The organism is Streptomyces sp. NPDC005435, assembly GCF_040703155.1.
Taxonomy (GTDB): Bacteria; Actinomycetota; Actinomycetes; order Streptomycetales; family Streptomycetaceae; genus Streptomyces.
Map to the genome: position 1 here is coordinate 191,248 of NZ_JBEXEQ010000003.1, position 15,641 is coordinate 206,888.

Consider the following 15,641-nt stretch of genomic DNA (forward strand, 5'->3'; position numbering starts at 1 on the left):
ACCAGCGATGTTCCGCCGTACGTTCTGGTTCACCACGGGTGTCGCCGCCGGTGTGTGGGCCACCACCAAGGTCAACCGCAAGCTGAAGCAGCTGACTCCGGAGAGCCTAGCCGCGACGGCGGCGAACAAGGCCCTGGAGACAGGAACGCGCCTGAAGGACCGCGCGGTCGGCTTCGCGCTCGACGTCCGCGACAACATGGCGCAGCGGGAGAGCGAGCTGGAGGAGGCACTCGGCATCCACGAGAGCCCCGGCCTGCCCCCGGCCCGGCGGTACACCGCCATCGAGACCCACCGCACCGAGAACGACCGCAGCACACTGAAGTACATCGAGAACACGACGTACTCGTACAACCGGAATGAGGACCACTGATGGAGTCGGCCGAGATTCGCCGCCGCTGGCTGAGCTTCTTCGAGGAGCGCGGGCACACCGTCGTCCCTTCGGCGTCGCTCATCGCGGACGACCCGACTCTGCTCCTCGTCCCCGCCGGCATGGTGCCCTTCAAGCCCTACTTCCTGGGTGAGGTCAAGCCGCCCTTCCCGCGCGCCACCAGCGTGCAGAAGTGCGTGCGCACGCCCGACATCGAAGAGGTCGGCAAGACCACCCGCCACGGCACGTTCTTCCAGATGTGCGGCAACTTCTCCTTCGGCGACTACTTCAAGGAAGGCGCCATCAAGTTCGCCTGGGAGCTGCTCACCAGCCCCCAGGACAAGGGCGGTTACGGCCTCGACCCCGAGCGCCTGTGGATCACCGTCTACAAGGACGACGACGAGGCCGAGCGCATCTGGCACGACGTCGTCGGCGTGCCCAAGGAGCGCATCCAGCGCCTGGGCATGAAGGACAACTACTGGTCCATGGGCGTCCCCGGCCCCTGCGGCCCCTGCTCCGAGATCAACTACGACCGCGGCCCCGAGTTCGGCGTCGAGGGCGGCCCCGCCGTCAACGACGAGCGGTACGTCGAGATCTGGAACCTCGTCTTCATGCAGTACGAGCGGGGCGAGGGCATCGGCAAGGACAACTTCGAGATCCTCGGGGACCTGCCGAGCCAGAACATCGACACCGGCCTCGGTCTTGAGCGCCTCGCCATGATTCTGCAGGGCGTGCAGAACATGTACGAGATCGACACCTCCATGGCCGTCATCAACAAGGCCACCGAGCTGACCGGCGTCGAGTACGGCGCCGCCCAGGCCTCCGACGTCTCGCTGCGCGTGGTCACCGACCACATGCGCACCTCCGTCATGCTCATCGGCGACGGCGTCACCCCGGGCAACGAGGGCCGCGGCTATGTGCTGCGCCGCATCATGCGCCGCGCCATCCGCAACATGCGGCTGCTCGGCGCCACCGGTCAGGTCGTCAAGCCGCTGATCGACACCGTCATCGAGATGATGGGCCAGCAGTACCCGGAGCTCATCACCGACCGCGAGCGCATCGAGAAGGTCGCCCTCGCCGAGGAGGCCGCCTTCCTCAAGACGCTGAAGGCCGGCACCAACATCCTCGACACCGCCGTCACCGAGACCAAGCAGGCCGGCGGCACGGTCCTCTCCGGCGACAAGGCGTTCCTGCTCCACGACACCTGGGGCTTCCCGATCGACCTCACCCTGGAGATGGCCGCCGAACAGGGCCTCGCCGTGGACGAGGACGGCTTCCGCCGCCTGATGAAGGAGCAGCGGGAGCGCGCCAAGGCCGACGCCCAGGCCAAGAAGACCGGCCACGCCGACCTCGGCGCCTACCGCGAGATCGCGGACGCCGCCGGTGCCACCGACTTCATCGGCTACAGCGACACCGAGGGCGAGTCCACGATCGTCGGCATCCTGGTCGACGGCGTCTCCTCCCCGGCCGCCACCGAGGGCGACGAGGTCGAGATCGTCCTCGACCGCACCCCGTTCTACGCCGAGGGCGGCGGCCAGATCGGCGACACCGGCCGCATCAAGGTCGACTCCGGTGCCGTCATCGACATCCGCGACACCCAGAAGCCGGTCCCGGGCGTCTACGTCCACAAGGGCACCGTCCAGGTCGGCGAGGTCACCGTCGGCGCCAAGGCCCACGCCTCCGTGGACCGGCTGCGCCGCAAGGCCATCGCCCGCGCCCACTCGGCCACCCACCTGACCCACCAGGCGCTGCGCGACGCCCTCGGCCCGACGGCCGCCCAGGCCGGTTCCGAGAACCAGCCCGGCCGCTTCCGCTTCGACTTCGGCTCCCCGTCCGCCGTCCCGACGGCCGTCATGACGGATGTCGAGCAGAAGATCAACGAGGTGCTCTCCCGCGACCTCGACGTGCACGCCGAGGTCATGGGCATCGACGAGGCCAAGAAGCAGGGCGCCATCGCCGAGTTCGGCGAGAAGTACGGCGAGCGCGTGCGCGTCGTGACGATCGGCGACTTCTCCAAGGAGCTGTGCGGCGGCACGCACGTCCACAACACCGCCCAGCTGGGCCTGGTGAAGCTGCTCGGCGAGTCCTCCATCGGCTCCGGTGTGCGCCGTATCGAGGCCCTGGTCGGCGTCGACGCCTACAACTTCCTCGCCCGCGAGCACACGGTCGTCAACCAGCTCACCGAGCTGCTGAAGGGCCGCTCGGAGGAGCTGCCGGAGAAGGTCTCCGCGATGCTCGGCAAGCTGAAGGACGCCGAGAAGGAGATCGAGAAGTTCCGCGCGGAGAAGGTCCTCCAGGCCGCCGCCGGTCTCGCCGGCTCCGCCAAGGACGTACGCGGCGTCGCCCTGGTCACCGGCCAGGTCCCGGACGGCACCACGCCGGACGACCTGCGCAAGCTGGTCCTGGACGTGCGCGGGCGCATCCAGGGCGGCCGGGCCGCCGTCGTCGCCCTGTTCACGGTGAACAACGGCAAGCCGCTCACGGTCATCGCCACCAACGAGGCCGCCCGTGAGCGCGGTCTCAAGGCCGGCGAGCTGGTCCGTACGGCCGCCAAGACCCTCGGCGGCGGCGGTGGCGGCAAGCCGGACGTCGCCCAGGGCGGTGGCCAGAACCCGGCCGCCGTCGGCGAGGCCGTCGACGCCGTCGAGCGTCTCGTCGCCGACACGGCCAAGTAGGGCATCGCTCATGCGCAGAGGACGACGACTCGCGATCGACGTCGGAGACGCCCGGATCGGGGTCGCCTCGTGCGACCCCGACGGGATTCTCGCCACCCCGGTGGAGACGGTGCCCGGCCGGGACGTACCGGCCGCGCACCGGCGCCTGCGGCAACTGGTCGAGGAGTACGAGCCGATCGAGGTCGTCGTCGGTCTCCCTCGCTCCCTCAAGGGGGGCGAGGGCCCGGCCGCGGTCAAGGTGCGCGCGTTCGCCCAGGAGCTGGCCCGGGGCATCAAGCCGGTGCCGGTGCGGCTGGTGGACGAGCGGATGACCACGGTGACGGCCAGTCAGGGACTGCGCGCCTCCGGTGTGAAGTCCAAGAAGGGCCGCTCCGTGATCGACCAGGCGGCCGCCGTCATCATCCTGCAGCAGGCCCTGGAATCCGAACGGGTGTCAGGCGGACCACCCGGTGAGGGCGTCGAAGTGGTCATCTGATCGCGATACGGTAACGTTCCGCGCGATGCGGTGGTTTCGAACAGCGACCGCACAGCAAGAGGCGGAACGGCGCCGGTACGGGAGCCGAGCGACCGCCATGGCCTCGCGGCTCTAGGGGATCGATGACTGAGTATGGCCGGGGCCCAGGCTCCGAACCGTGGCATCCTGAGGACCCGTTGTACGGGGACGGCGGATGGGGAGGACAGCAGGCCCACCAGGGCCAGTCCCCCTACGGCGGCCAGCCGCAGCAGCAGTATCCGCAGGAGCAGTACGGCGACTGGTCCCAGGGCCGGCAGCCGGGCTATGGCGAGCAGTACCCGCAGCAGCCCCAGCACCCGCAGCACTACGACGGGCAGGGCGGGGCGTACTACGACCCCCAGTTCGCCGGCCAGCAGCATCAGCACCCCCAGCAGCATCAGCCGCACCAGCAGCCCCAGGGCGGCGGCTGGGACGCCACCGGCACCCACGGCCAGGCGCCCTACGCCGCCGACCCGGGCGACCCCTACGGGCAGCAGCCGGTGGCGTACGGCGCCGAGCAGCCCGACCTCTACGGCACCGAGGACGCCTACCCGCCGCCCCAGCCCCCCGGCCACCGCACCGCCGAGCCCGCCGCCGGCCCCGAGACGGAGTGGGAGCAGGGCGAGGAGGCCGAGGAGCACCCCCTGGCCGCCGACAGCGGCGAGGACGACGACACCGAGGACGAGCCCGCGACGACGGGCCGATCCGAGCGGCGCGGCAAGGGCCGCAAGCCCGTCAAGAACAAGAAGGGGCGCACCGGCTGCGCCCTGATGGTCGTCATCGTGGTGTTCGGCGGCGGCCTCGGCGGTGTCGGCTATCTCGGCTACACCTTCTACAAAAATCGTTTCGCCGCGCCCCCGGACTACGTCGGCAGCGGCAACGGCAAGTCGGTCATCGTGGAGATCCCGAAGGGCGCGGGCGGCGCCGACATCGGCCGCAAGCTCAAGGAGGCCGGGGTCGTCCAGAGCATCGACGCCTTCGTCTCCGCCCAGATCGCCAACCCCAAGGGCAAGTCCCTCCAGGACGGCGTCTACACGCTCCAGAAGCACATGTCGGCCGCCAGCGCGGTCGAACTGATGCTCAGCGCGAAGAGCCGCAGCAACATGATCATCGCCGAGGGCACGCGCAACGTCGCCATCTACCAGGCGATCGACAAGCGCCTTGAGGTGCCGAAGGGCACCACGCAGAAGGTCGCGCAGAAGGACTACAAGTCCCTGGGCCTGCCCGCCTGGGCGATGAACCACGCCAACGTGAAGGACCCGCTGGAAGGATTCCTCTTCCCCTCCAGCTATCCCGTGGCCAAGGGCCAGAAGCCCGAGGCCGTGCTGAAGTCGATGGTCGCCCGCGCCAACGAGAAGTACACCGAGCTCGGCCTGGAGAAGAAGGCCAAGAGCCTCGGGCTCGAAGGGCCCTGGCAGCTGCTCACGGTGGCGAGCCTGGTGCAGGCCGAGGGCCGCAGCCACGAGGACTTCCAGAAGATGGCCGAGGTGGTCTACAACCGCCTCAAGCCCGACAACACCGAGACCTTCGGCGCCCTCGAGTTCGACTCCACGTACAACTACGTGAAGAACCAGAGCAAGCTCGACCTGTCCATCGCCGAGGTGCGGAAGTACAACAGCCCGTACAACACGTACCACGACAAGGGTCTGCCGCCCGGTCCGATCGACAACCCCGGCGAAGAGGCCATCGCGGGTGCGCTCAGCCCGACGCACGACGGCTGGTACTACTTCATCTCCATGGACGGCAAGACGACCAAGTTCACCAAGACGTACGCGGACCACGAGAAGCTCGTCGAGGAGTGGACGGCGTCGCGGGGGAAGAGCCGGTAGTGGATCCGTTGTGGCGATGGGGGCGGCCGTGGTCGCTTTGGGCGCGGCTCCTGCTTTCGCCGACGGTCTCGTTTATTCGGGGGACGGCGCCGCTTCCGTCGGCTGGCTTTCCGATGGTGACCGTCTCCACCTCTGCGACGAGAAGGCCGACGGTCACTCCGCGGTGGGCATTCTCTACGTCGATGGCGTGAAGTACAAGACCTACTGGCAGACCGCGGGCGCCAACACCTGTTCCGAGTACGGCAATAGCTGGATCGCGGAAGGCACCCCCGTAAAGCTGACGGCATGCGTCGGCGAATCGAGCACGGGGGAATACGGGAACTGCGTCAGCAGGCCCGACCACGGAAAATCCAGGGGTAAAGGAAATGTCATCCACTGAATGCGGCGAAGCCCGCCGCGCGGCGGTGCTCGGCACCCCCATCGCGCACTCGCTCTCCCCGGTGCTGCACCGCGCGGCCTATGAGGCGCTCGGGCTCGACGGATGGTCGTACGACCGCTTCGAGGTCGACGAGGAGGGGCTGCCCGCCTTCTTCGAGGGGCTGGGGCCGAAGTGGGCCGGCCTGTCGCTGACCATGCCGCTCAAGCGCGCCGTCATCCCGCTGCTCGACGGCATCAGCGAGACGGCCGCCTCCGTGGACGCCGTCAACACGGTCGTGTTCACCGAGGACGGCCGCCGTACGGGCGACAACACCGACATCCCCGGCATGGTCGCCGCGCTGCGCGAGCACGGTATCGAGGAAGTGGAGTCCGCCGCGATCCTGGGCGCCGGCGCCACCGCCTCCTCCGCGCTGGCCGCCCTGGCCCGGGTCTGCACCGGCGAGGTCACCGCGTACGTGCGCAGCGCCGCCCGCGCCGACGAGATGCGGCAGTGGGGCGAGCGGCTCGACGTCGAGGTCCGGATCGCCGCCTGGGCGGAGGCGGCCGACGCGCTGCACGCCCCGCTGGTGATCGCCACCACCCCGGCGGGCGCCACCGACGCCCTCGCGACCGCCGTGCCCGAGCGGCCCGCCACGCTCTTCGACGTGCTGTACGACCCCTGGCCGACCGAGCTGGCCGCCCGCTGGTCCATGTTCGGCGGTGCCGTGGTCGGCGGCCTGGACCTGCTCGTCCACCAGGCGGTGCTTCAGGTCGAGGCCATGACCGGCCGCTCCCCGGCCCCGCTGGAGGCCATGCGGCACGCGGGCGAACAGGCCCTCGCCGCCCGCTGACCACCCCCGTTCCCGCGTCCCGCACCGGTCCCGGTATCCGGACCGAGGACCGGATTCGTCCCCCGGCGTGGGAGGATCGGAGGCGGCGGACCGGAATCGCGCACCCGGTCGTGCCGCCGCCGTACGCGCGCATCTGTGTACGCGGCGCAGTACCGGGCGCGAACACTGAGGAGCACCGTTGAGCAGGCTGCGTTGGCTGACCGCGGGGGAGTCCCACGGCCCCGCACTCGTCGCGACGCTGGAGGGACTTCCCGCCGGCGTGCCGATCACCACCGAGATGGTGGCCGATCACCTGGCGCGACGGCGGCTCGGCTATGGACGCGGCGCGCGGATGAAGTTCGAGCGCGACGAGGTCACCTTCCTCGGCGGTGTCCGGCACGGACTCACGCTCGGCTCCCCGGTGGCGGTCATGGTGGGCAACACCGAGTGGCCGAAGTGGGAGCAGGTCATGGCGGCCGACCCGGTGGACGAGGAGGTCCTCGCGGGCCTCGCGCGCAACGCGCCCCTCACCCGCCCCCGCCCCGGCCACGCCGACCTCGCCGGCATGCAGAAGTACGGCTTCGACGAGGCCCGGCCGATCCTGGAGCGCGCCTCGGCACGTGAGACGGCGGCGCGGGTCGCGCTGGGCGCGGTGGCGCGGTCGTACCTGAAGGAGACGGCCGGGATCGAGATCGTCTCCCACGTGGTCGAGCTGGCCTCCGCCAAGGCGCCGTACGGCGTCTACCCGACCCCGGCGGACGTGGAGCGGCTGGACGAGGACCCGGTGCGCTGCCTGGACGCGGACGCCTCCAAGGCGATGGTCGCGGAGATCGACCAGGCCCACAAGGACGGCGACACGCTCGGCGGTGTGGTCGAGGTGCTGGCCTACGGAGTGCCGGTCGGCCTCGGCTCGCACGTGCACTGGGACCGCAGGCTGGACGCCCGCCTGGCCGCCGCCCTGATGGGCATCCAGGCGATCAAGGGCGTCGAGGTCGGCGACGGCTTCGACCTGGCGCGGGTGCCGGGCTCGAAGGCGCACGACGAGATCGTCCGCACCGAGGACGGCATCCGCCGCGTCACCGGGCGCTCCGGCGGTACCGAGGGCGGTCTGACCACGGGTGAGCTGCTGCGGGTGCGCGCCGCGATGAAGCCGATCGCGACCGTGCCGCGCGCCCTGAAGACGGTGGACGTCGCCACGGGCGAGGCCACGCAGGCGCACCACCAGCGCTCCGACGTGTGCGCGGTCCCGGCCGCGGGCATCGTCGCCGAGGCCATGGTGGCACTCGTGCTGGCGGACGCGGTGGCGGAGAAGTTCGGCGGCGACAGCGTGGCCGAGACCCGCCGCAACGTCCAGTCGTACCTCGACAACCTGACGATCGGATGAGCGGCGTGCCGGTCGTGGTCCTGGTCGGCCCGATGGGCGTGGGCAAGTCGACGGTGGGTCGGCTGCTGGCCGAGCGGCTGGGCGCGGCCTTCCGGGACACCGACGACGACATCGTGACCGAGCAGGGCCGCGAGATCGCGGACATCTTCGTCGACGACGGCGAGGAGGCCTTCCGCGCGCTGGAGAAGCGCGCGGTGGCCACCGCCGTCGCCGGGCACGCGGGTGTCCTCGCCCTCGGCGGCGGCGCGGTCCTGGACGCGGACACGCGGACCCTGCTGGCCGGACAGCGGGTGGTCTACCTCTCGATGGACGTCGAGGAGGCGGTGCGCCGCACCGGTCTGAACGCGGCGCGCCCGCTGCTCGCGGTCAACCCGCGCAAGCAGTGGCGGGAGCTGATGGAGGCCCGCCGCCATCTGTACGAGGAGGTCGCCACGGCGGTCGTGGCGACGGACGGGCGCGGCCCCGACGAGGTCGCCCAGGCCGTCCTGGACGCACTGGAGTTGAAGACCGCAATTCCCGGGGGACAACCCCCGGACCCCCGGCCGGAGGACGTCATGGCGAACCACGTAACAAGGATCCAGGTCGCCGGCACGGCCGGCACCGCCCCCTACGAGGTCCTGGTCGGACGCCAACTCCTGGGTGAGCTGGGCGGGTTGATCGGTTCCAAGGCCAAGCGGGTCGCGGTGATCCACCCCGAGGCGCTCGCCGAGACCGGGGACGCGCTGCGCGCCGACCTGGCCGGGCAGGGCTACGAGGCCGTCGCCATCCAGGTGCCCAACGCCGAGGAGGCCAAGACGGCCGAGGTCGCCGCCTACTGCTGGAAGGCGCTCGGCCAGTCCGGGTTCACCCGCTCCGACGTCATCGTGGGCGTCGGCGGCGGCGCCACCACCGACCTGGCCGGGTTCGTCGCGGCGACCTGGCTGCGCGGGGTCCGCTGGATCGCCGTCCCCACCACCGTGCTCGCCATGGTGGACGCGGCGGTCGGCGGCAAGACCGGCATCAACACCGCCGAGGGCAAGAACCTCGTCGGCGCCTTCCACCCCCCGGCCGGCGTGCTGTGCGACCTGGCCGCCCTCGACTCCCTCCCGGTCCACGACTACGTCTCCGGGCTCGCCGAGGTCATCAAGGCCGGCTTCATCGCCGACCCGGTGATCCTCGACCTGATCGAGTCCGACCCGGAGGCCGCCCGCACCCCGGCCGGACCGCACACCGCCGAGCTGATCGAGCGCTCCATCCGGGTCAAGGCCGACGTGGTCTCCTCCGACCTCAAGGAGGAGGGCCGCCGGGAGATCCTCAACTACGGGCACACGCTCGGCCACGCCATCGAGAAGAACGAGCGGTACAAGTGGCGGCACGGCGCGGCCGTCGCCGTCGGCATGCACTTCGCCGCCGAACTGGGCCGTCTGGCGGGCCGGTTGGACGACGCCACCGCCGACCGGCACCGCGCGGTCCTGGAGTCCGTCGGCCTGCCGCTGCACTACCGCTACGACCAGTGGCCCAAGCTGGTCGAGGCCATGAAGGTCGACAAGAAGTCCCGCGGCGACCTGCTGCGCTTCATCGTCCTGGACGGACTCGCCCGGCCCACCGTCCTGGAGGGCCCGGACCCCGCCGTCCTCCTCGCCGCCTACGGCGAAGTGGGCCAGTAGGTCCGGACACCGCCCCCTCTGCCCGATTCCCCTGACGGGCCCGGCACTTGGTCCCGCCCCCGGCCGTTTCACCAAACGACGGCCGGGGGCGGTACCGTTCGCTCAGATGCGGGGTTTCGTACCCGCCTTCCGGCGCTGAACGCGTGTACGAGCGCGTGTACGAGATGGAGTGGCAACGGATGCAGCACGCAGTGGGATCTCCGCTGCCGCCGCCCCACCCACCGGGGCAGGGACCGCAGGCCGGCTGGGCGCCGGCCGCGCACCATCCGGGCCCGCCCCCGGCGGCACCCCAGGGCCCTCCGCCCGGCTATCCCACGGCGGGCGCCCCCATGCCTCCGGTACCGCCGGGCGCCATACCCCCGGGCGCCATGCCGCCCGTACCGCCGCCGCCCCCGGCCGCGCCGCCCGTCGCCGGAACGTACGGGCCGCACGGCTCCGAGGCCACCGGCCATGTGCCGCTGCCGCCCGCCGCCCCCTTCGGGGCGCCGCCCGCCGCCGCGCCCGACCCCTCGGCCACCACCCTCGCCGTACTGCTCATCGGCCCGGCGGGCGCGGGCAAGACCAGCGTGGCCAAGTACTGGGCCGACCACCGCCGGGTGCCCACCGCCCACATCAGCCTCGACGACGTGCGCGAATGGGTGCGCTCTGGCTTCGCCGATCCGCAGACCGGCTGGAACGACAACTCCGAGGCGCAGTACCGCCTGGCCCGCCGCACCTGCGGCTTCGCCGCCCGCAACTTCCTCGCCAACGGGATCTCCTGCATCCTCGACGACGCGGTCTTCCCGGACCGGCCCGTCGTGGGCCTCGGCGGCTGGAAGCGCCACGTCGGCCCCGGCCTGCTCCCCGTCGTCATCCTCCCGGGCCTCGACATCGTCCTGGAGCGCAACGCCGAACGCTCCGGCAACCGCCGCCTCACCGACGAGGAGGTCGCCCGCATCCACGGCCGCATGGCCGGCTGGTACGGCTCCGGCCTCCCCATCATCGACAACTCCCAACTGGACGTCCCCGGCACCGCACGAGTCCTCGACGAGGTCCTGACCCGAGCGATAGCGAGCCCGCCCAGCTGGTAGCGGGGTGGGCCGCGCCGCTCAGCTGGAGGCGGCTGGACGGCGCCGCCCGGCTTCGTGCTCCTGGCCGGGAGGCCGGGCGTCCGCCGCGCAGGTGCCGGGCGCTCTCGTGCCGAAGCCGGGGTGGGCTGCCGGAGGCTTCTCGCGGGCGGGGGTTCGGCGCCGGACCGCCGGAGGGGCACCCCACTCGGACCCCGTCGAACGGCGAGAGGGCGGGAGAACTCCTACGCTCGTCTCATGTCAGAGGTGTACGCGACCCGCCGATCCCGGCTGAGGGATCGCTGCAACGCGGCCGGGACCGCGGCAGCGCTCATCTCCCGCCCCGCCAATGTGCGCTATCTGGCGGGAGCCGCGCCCCAGGGGGCGGTCCTGCTCCTCGGCAGGCGGGAGGACCAGCTGGTGTGTCCCGTCCCGCCGGAGGACCGGCCGGGGGAGGGGCGTCCCGACGAGGCCCTGGCCCTGCACGTGCTGCCCTCCGCCGGAGGCGACCCCGCCGTGGCCGCCGCCGGGCTCGCGGGCGGGGAGGGCACCGACGCCCTGGCCGTGGAGGAGCACCACCTCACCGTCGCCCGGTACCGCGCCCTCGGCTCGGTCGCGCCCGGCCTGCGCCTGGCGGACCTGGGCACCGCCGTGGAGCAGCTGAGGGTCGTCAAGGACGAGGAGGAGATCTCCTGTCTGCGCATCGGCGCGGAGATCGCCGACCAGGCCCTGGGCGAACTCCTCGAGTCCATCCTCGTCGGCCGCACCGAACGGCACCTCGCCCTGGAGCTGGAACGGCGCCTGGTCGACCACGGCGCCGAGGGCCCCGCCTTCCCGACCTCCGTCGCGACCGGGCCCAACTCCGGCCGCTGCGGCCACCGGCCCACCGACCGGCGGGTGGAGGAGGGCGACTTCCTCTCCGTCTGCCTGGGCGCGACCTACCGCGGCTACCGCTGCGAGATCGGCCGTACCTTCGTCATCGGCACCTCGCCCGCCGACTGGCAGGTCGAGCTGTACGACCTCGTGTTCGCCGCCCAACGGGCCGGACGCGAGGCCCTGCTGCCCGGCGCCGCCTACCGCGACGTGGACCACGCGGCACGCCAGGTACTGGACTCCGCGGGCTACGCGGACGCCCTGCCACCGGTCACCGGACACGGGGTCGGACTCGAAATCGACGAGGACCCGCAGCTCGCCCCTTCAGCCATGGGTAAACTGGACGCTTGCGTGCCGGTCACCGTCGAACCCGGGGTTCACCTCCCGGGCCGGGGCGGCGTCCGGATCGATGACACGCTCGTCGTGCGCCCGGAGGCGGACGGCGGACCCGAGCTACTCACCATCACGACCAAGGAGCTGCTCGCGCTTTAACGGTGCGCGCCCCCGGGGTCGTCCACGTCAGTCCAGGAGATTCCGCAACCGTGGCTTCCACGAACGACCTCAAGAACGGCCTGGTGCTCAAGCTCGAAGGCGGCCAGCTCTGGTCCGTCGTCGAGTTCCAGCACGTCAAGCCCGGCAAGGGCCCGGCCTTCGTGCGCACCAAGCTCAAGAACGTGCTCTCCGGCAAGGTCGTCGACAAGACCTTCAACGCCGGCGTCAAGGTCGAGACCGCCACTGTCGACAAGCGCGATATGCAGTTCTCGTACATGGACGGCGAGTACTTCGTCTTCATGGACATGGAGACCTACGACCAGCTGATGGTCGACCGCAAGGCCGTCGGCGACGCCGCCAACTTCCTGATCGAGGGCTTCACCGCCACCGTCGCCCAGCACGAGGGCGAGGTGCTCTTCATCGACCTGCCGGCCGCCGTCGAGCTGGTCGTCCAGGAGACCGAGCCGGGCGTCCAGGGCGACCGCTCCACCGGCGGCACCAAGCCCGCCACGCTGGAGACCGGCCACCAGATCCAGGTCCCGCTGTTCATCACGACCGGCGAGAAGATCAAGGTCGACACCCGCACCAGCGACTACCTCGGCCGGGTGAACAGCTAACCGTGGCTGCCCGCAACACGGCCCGCAAGCGCGCGTTCCAGATCCTCTTCGAGAGCGACCAGCGCGGCGCCGACGTCCTCACGGTCCTCGCGGACTGGGTCCGGCTGTCCCGGTCCGACACCCGCCAGCCTCCGGTCAGCGAGTACACGATGCAGCTGGTCGAGGGCTACGCGGACCACGTGTCGCGCATCGACGAGCTGATCTCCCAGTACGCGGTGGGCTGGACGCTGGACCGGATGCCGGTCGTCGACCGCAACCTGCTGCGGCTGGGCGCGTACGAACTGATCTGGGTGGACGAGACGCCCGACGCGGTCGTTCTGGACGAGATGGTGCAGCTTGCCAAGGAGTTCTCGACGGATGACTCGCCGGCGTTCGTGAACGGTCTGCTGGGCCGTTTCAAGGAGCTCAAGTCGAGCCTGCGACGCGATTAGTTTTTTCGGTAGAGCGCCGTTGGGGCGTGGGTGATCTGTTGTGTGCCGGTCCGTTTCGGCCGGTCGCGCAGTTCCCCGCGCCCCTTCGGGTTTCTCCACTTGCGTACGTCACAAAGCCGCCGGGGTGGCAGGGAAAAAACTCTCCCTGCCACCCCGGCGGCACGTTTCTGCTCAATGCGCGTAAAGCGGTCAGCTGTCCTCGTGGGCGACCGCGCGGCGCGCGTCCGCGTCCAGGACGCCCCAGCTGATGAGCTGCTCGGTGAGGACCGAGGGGGACTGGTCGTAGATGACGGCGAGGGTGCGCAGGTCGTCCTGGCGGATCGAGAGCACCTTGCCGTTGTAGTCGCCGCGCTGGGACTGGATCGTCGCCGCGTAGCGCTGGAGGGGGCCCGCCTTCTCGGCCGGCACCGTGGCCAGCCGCTCCAGGTCCAGGACGAGCTTCGGCGGCGGCTCGGCGGCCCCGCCCGGCGTGGTGCCCGGCAGCAGCTCCTGCACCGGAACGCCATAGAAATCGGCCAGCTCGGCCAGGCGCTGCACGGTCACGGCACGGTCGCCGCGCTCGTACGAACCGACCACCACGGCCTTCCAGCGCCCCTGGGACTTCTCCTCGACACCGTGGAGGGAAAGGCCCTGCTGGGTGCGGATGGCCCGGAGCTTGGCCCCGAGCTGTTTGGCGTATTCGCTGGACATATAGCTCCCCGGACACTGTGTCGACGCGGCCGGCGGGGGTGCCCGCCGCGCGGCTGGTAACTCACTGTGAGGTTACGCAGCGTGATTCTTCTGCGTCAAGCCGAATGGTCCACACCGACTCTTCCGTGGTAGTGGCCGCCGACTGGTCCGAACGGGTGAAACGGGCGCTCCGGAGGACCTGCTAGGGTGGATGGCGCAAATCCGACGTCCTTTAAAGTCCGTCCCGTGAGGCGGAGAAGGAGGTCCGTTTCGTATGGACACGCACGCGCACCACCCCGCGTCCGATGCCCGGCCCGTCCTTGAGGGCCCCGACATCGCACGCGTCCTGACCCGCATCGCCCACGAGATCGTCGAACGCGCCAAGGGCGCCGACGACGTGGTGCTCCTCGGCATCCCGACCCGGGGCGTCTTCCTCGCCCAGCGGCTCGCCGTCAAGCTGGAGCAGATCACCGACCGCAAGATCCCGGTCGGCTCGCTCGACATCACCATGTACCGCGACGACCTGCGGATGCATCCGCCGCGCGCCCTCGCCCGTACCGAGATCCCCGGTGACGGCCTCGACGGCCGCCTGGTCGTCCTCGTGGACGATGTGCTCTTCTCCGGCCGCACCATCCGCGCCGCCCTCGACGCCCTGAACGACATCGGGCGGCCCCGCGCGGTCCAGCTCGCGGTCCTGGTCGACCGCGGCCACCGCGAACTGCCCATCCGCGCCGACTACGTCGGCAAGAACCTCCCCACGTCGTTGCGGGAGACGGTCAAGGTCCAGCTCGCCGAGGAGGACGGTCGCGACACCGTGCTGCTCGGCGCCAAGCCCGGCCAGTAGCGAACAGCGGCGCACGGGCTGCTTCGGCATGCCCTCGACGCGCCCAGCTCCGCCCGAATCCTCCCGTTTGAACTGCCTTACGGAGCCTGACAGATGCAGCGTCATCTCATCTCGGCCGCCGACCTCACCCGCGACGACGCCGTCCTGATCCTCGACACCGCCGAGGAGATGGCCCGGGTCGCGGACCGGCCGATCAAGAAACTGCCGACCCTGCGCGGCCGCACGATCTGCAACCTCTTCTTCGAGGACTCGACCCGGACCCGGATCTCCTTCGAGGCCGCCGAGAAGCGCCTCTCCGCCGACGTCATCAACTTCGCGGCCAAGGGCTCCAGCGTCTCCAAGGGCGAGTCCCTCAAGGACACCGCCCAGACGCTGGAGGCGATGGGCGTGGACGCCGTCGTCATCCGGCACAGCGCCTCCGGCGCCCCCTACCGCCTGGCCAACTCCGGCTGGATCGACGCGCCCGTCATCAACGCCGGCGACGGCACCCACCAGCACCCCACGCAGGCCCTCCTGGACGCCTTCACCATGCGCCGCCGGCTGATCGGCCCGGACGCCGGGCTCGGCCAGGACCTCACCGGCAAGCGCGTCACCCTCGTCGGCGACGTCCTGCACAGCCGCGTCGCCCGCTCCAACGTGGACCTGCTGCACACCCTCGGCGCCGACGTCACCCTCGTCGCCCCGCCCACCCTGCTGCCGGTCGGCGTGGAGACCTGGCCCTGCGAGGTGTCGTACGACCTCGACTCCACGCTGCCCAAGTCCGACGCGGTGATGATGCTCCGCGTCCAGCGCGAGCGCATGAACGCCGCCTTCTTCCCCACCGAGCGCGAGTACTCCCGCCGCTACGGCCTCGACGGCGACCGCATGGCGCGGATGCCGGAGCACGCCATCGTGATGCACCCGGGACCGATGGTCCGGGGCATGGAGATCACCGCCGAGGTCGCCGACTCCGAGCGCTGCACGGTCGTCGAGCAGGTCGCCAACGGTGTCTCCATCCGCATGGCCGTCCTGTACCTGCTGCTCGGCGGCAACGAGCCCGCCACCACCCAGAGCGCCACCACCCACCTTCGTACCGAGGAGAAGTAAGA

General features: G+C 71.0%; 15 protein-coding genes. 14 read left to right on the forward strand and 1 reads right to left on the reverse strand.

Annotation, left to right across the window (positions count from 1 at the left end):
• The first annotated feature begins 7 nt into the window (after window positions 1-7).
• From AB0898_RS05785 to nusB, 12 genes are all read left to right on the forward strand, one after another.
• Complete coding sequence (locus tag AB0898_RS05785) at window positions 8-370, forward strand: hypothetical protein (RefSeq protein WP_366801555.1); 363 nt, start codon at window positions 8-10, stop codon at window positions 368-370.
• Window positions 370-3,042: an alanine--tRNA ligase gene (alaS, locus tag AB0898_RS05790; protein ID WP_366801556.1), complete on the forward strand. Its 2,673-nt coding sequence runs from the start codon at window positions 370-372 to the stop codon at window positions 3,040-3,042. The genes AB0898_RS05785 and alaS overlap by 1 nt, the downstream gene beginning before the upstream one ends.
• 10 nt (window positions 3,043-3,052) lie before the next feature.
• Window positions 3,053-3,517: a Holliday junction resolvase RuvX gene (ruvX, locus tag AB0898_RS05795; RefSeq protein WP_242489007.1), complete on the forward strand. Its 465-nt coding sequence runs from the start codon at window positions 3,053-3,055 to the stop codon at window positions 3,515-3,517.
• Window positions 3,518-3,639: 122 nt separating this feature from the next.
• A complete protein-coding gene (mltG, locus tag AB0898_RS05800) occupies window positions 3,640-5,364 on the forward strand; it encodes an endolytic transglycosylase MltG (RefSeq protein ID WP_366801557.1) in 1,725 nt (574 codons plus the stop codon).
• Window positions 5,365-5,374: 10 nt separating this feature from the next.
• Window positions 5,375-5,743, forward strand: a complete 369-nt coding sequence (locus AB0898_RS05805; protein ID WP_366801558.1) for a hypothetical protein — start codon at window positions 5,375-5,377, stop codon at window positions 5,741-5,743.
• Window positions 5,730-6,572, forward strand: a complete 843-nt coding sequence (locus AB0898_RS05810) for a shikimate dehydrogenase (RefSeq protein ID WP_366801559.1) — start codon at window positions 5,730-5,732, stop codon at window positions 6,570-6,572. The genes AB0898_RS05805 and AB0898_RS05810 overlap by 14 nt, the downstream gene beginning before the upstream one ends.
• 178 nt (window positions 6,573-6,750) lie before the next feature.
• Window positions 6,751-7,935: a chorismate synthase gene (gene aroC, locus AB0898_RS05815; RefSeq protein ID WP_366801560.1), complete on the forward strand. Its 1,185-nt coding sequence runs from the start codon at window positions 6,751-6,753 to the stop codon at window positions 7,933-7,935.
• Window positions 7,932-9,581: a 3-dehydroquinate synthase gene (gene aroB, locus AB0898_RS05820; protein WP_366801561.1), complete on the forward strand. Its 1,650-nt coding sequence runs from the start codon at window positions 7,932-7,934 to the stop codon at window positions 9,579-9,581. Before aroC ends, aroB begins: the two co-directional genes overlap by 4 nt.
• Window positions 9,582-9,760: 179 nt before the next feature.
• Window positions 9,761-10,651 (forward strand): Pro-rich N-terminal domain-containing protein, encoded by an 891-nt coding sequence (locus AB0898_RS05825; RefSeq protein ID WP_366801562.1) that lies wholly within the window; start codon window positions 9,761-9,763, stop codon window positions 10,649-10,651.
• A 234-nt stretch (window positions 10,652-10,885) separates the two neighbouring features.
• The gene (locus AB0898_RS05830) at window positions 10,886-11,992 is read left to right on the forward strand and encodes an aminopeptidase P family protein (protein WP_366801563.1); all 1,107 of its coding nucleotides are present in this window, start codon (window positions 10,886-10,888) and stop codon (window positions 11,990-11,992) included.
• Between the two features lie 50 nt (window positions 11,993-12,042).
• Window positions 12,043-12,609 (forward strand): elongation factor P, encoded by a 567-nt coding sequence (efp, locus tag AB0898_RS05835; protein WP_366801564.1) that lies wholly within the window; start codon window positions 12,043-12,045, stop codon window positions 12,607-12,609.
• 2 nt (window positions 12,610-12,611) lie between these two features.
• Window positions 12,612-13,040, forward strand: a complete 429-nt coding sequence (nusB, locus tag AB0898_RS05840; protein ID WP_366801565.1) for a transcription antitermination factor NusB — start codon at window positions 12,612-12,614, stop codon at window positions 13,038-13,040.
• A 189-nt stretch (window positions 13,041-13,229) separates the two neighbouring features.
• Here nusB and bldD read toward each other — a convergent pair whose 3' ends face one another.
• Window positions 13,230-13,730 carry a transcriptional regulator BldD gene (gene bldD / locus AB0898_RS05845; RefSeq protein WP_018549006.1) on the reverse strand — a complete coding sequence of 167 codons (501 nt, stop codon included), beginning with the start codon at window positions 13,728-13,730 and terminating at the stop codon, window positions 13,230-13,232.
• A gap of 253 nt (window positions 13,731-13,983) precedes the next feature.
• On the opposite strand from bldD, the gene pyrR reads away from it, so the two are divergent.
• Window positions 13,984-14,553, forward strand: a complete 570-nt coding sequence (gene pyrR / locus AB0898_RS05850; protein ID WP_366801566.1) for a bifunctional pyr operon transcriptional regulator/uracil phosphoribosyltransferase PyrR — start codon at window positions 13,984-13,986, stop codon at window positions 14,551-14,553.
• Between the two features lie 93 nt (window positions 14,554-14,646).
• Window positions 14,647-15,639, forward strand: a complete 993-nt coding sequence (locus tag AB0898_RS05855) for an aspartate carbamoyltransferase catalytic subunit (protein ID WP_366801567.1) — start codon at window positions 14,647-14,649, stop codon at window positions 15,637-15,639.
• Window positions 15,640-15,641 lie beyond the last annotated feature (2 nt).

What these genes read in the sequence shown, in the direction of transcription:
- AB0898_RS05785 (WP_366801555.1), top strand. Translation starts at nt 8, where the DNA reads ATGTTCCGCCGTACGTTCTGGTTCACCACGGGTGTCGCCGCCGGTGTG.
- alaS (WP_366801556.1), top strand. Translation starts at nt 370, where the DNA reads ATGGAGTCGGCCGAGATTCGCCGCCGCTGGCTGAGCTTCTTCGAGGAG.
- ruvX (WP_242489007.1), top strand. Translation starts at nt 3,053, where the DNA reads ATGCGCAGAGGACGACGACTCGCGATCGACGTCGGAGACGCCCGGATC.
- mltG (WP_366801557.1), top strand. Translation starts at nt 3,640, where the DNA reads ATGACTGAGTATGGCCGGGGCCCAGGCTCCGAACCGTGGCATCCTGAG.
- AB0898_RS05810 (WP_366801559.1), top strand. Translation starts at nt 5,730, where the DNA reads ATGTCATCCACTGAATGCGGCGAAGCCCGCCGCGCGGCGGTGCTCGGC.
- aroB (WP_366801561.1), top strand. Translation starts at nt 7,932, where the DNA reads ATGAGCGGCGTGCCGGTCGTGGTCCTGGTCGGCCCGATGGGCGTGGGC.
- AB0898_RS05825 (WP_366801562.1), top strand. Translation starts at nt 9,761, where the DNA reads ATGCAGCACGCAGTGGGATCTCCGCTGCCGCCGCCCCACCCACCGGGG.
- AB0898_RS05830 (WP_366801563.1), top strand. Translation starts at nt 10,886, where the DNA reads ATGTCAGAGGTGTACGCGACCCGCCGATCCCGGCTGAGGGATCGCTGC.
- bldD (WP_018549006.1), bottom strand. Translation starts at nt 13,730, where the DNA reads ATGTCCAGCGAATACGCCAAACAGCTCGGGGCCAAGCTCCGGGCCATC.
- pyrR (WP_366801566.1), top strand. Translation starts at nt 13,984, where the DNA reads ATGGACACGCACGCGCACCACCCCGCGTCCGATGCCCGGCCCGTCCTT.
- AB0898_RS05855 (WP_366801567.1), top strand. Translation starts at nt 14,647, where the DNA reads ATGCAGCGTCATCTCATCTCGGCCGCCGACCTCACCCGCGACGACGCC.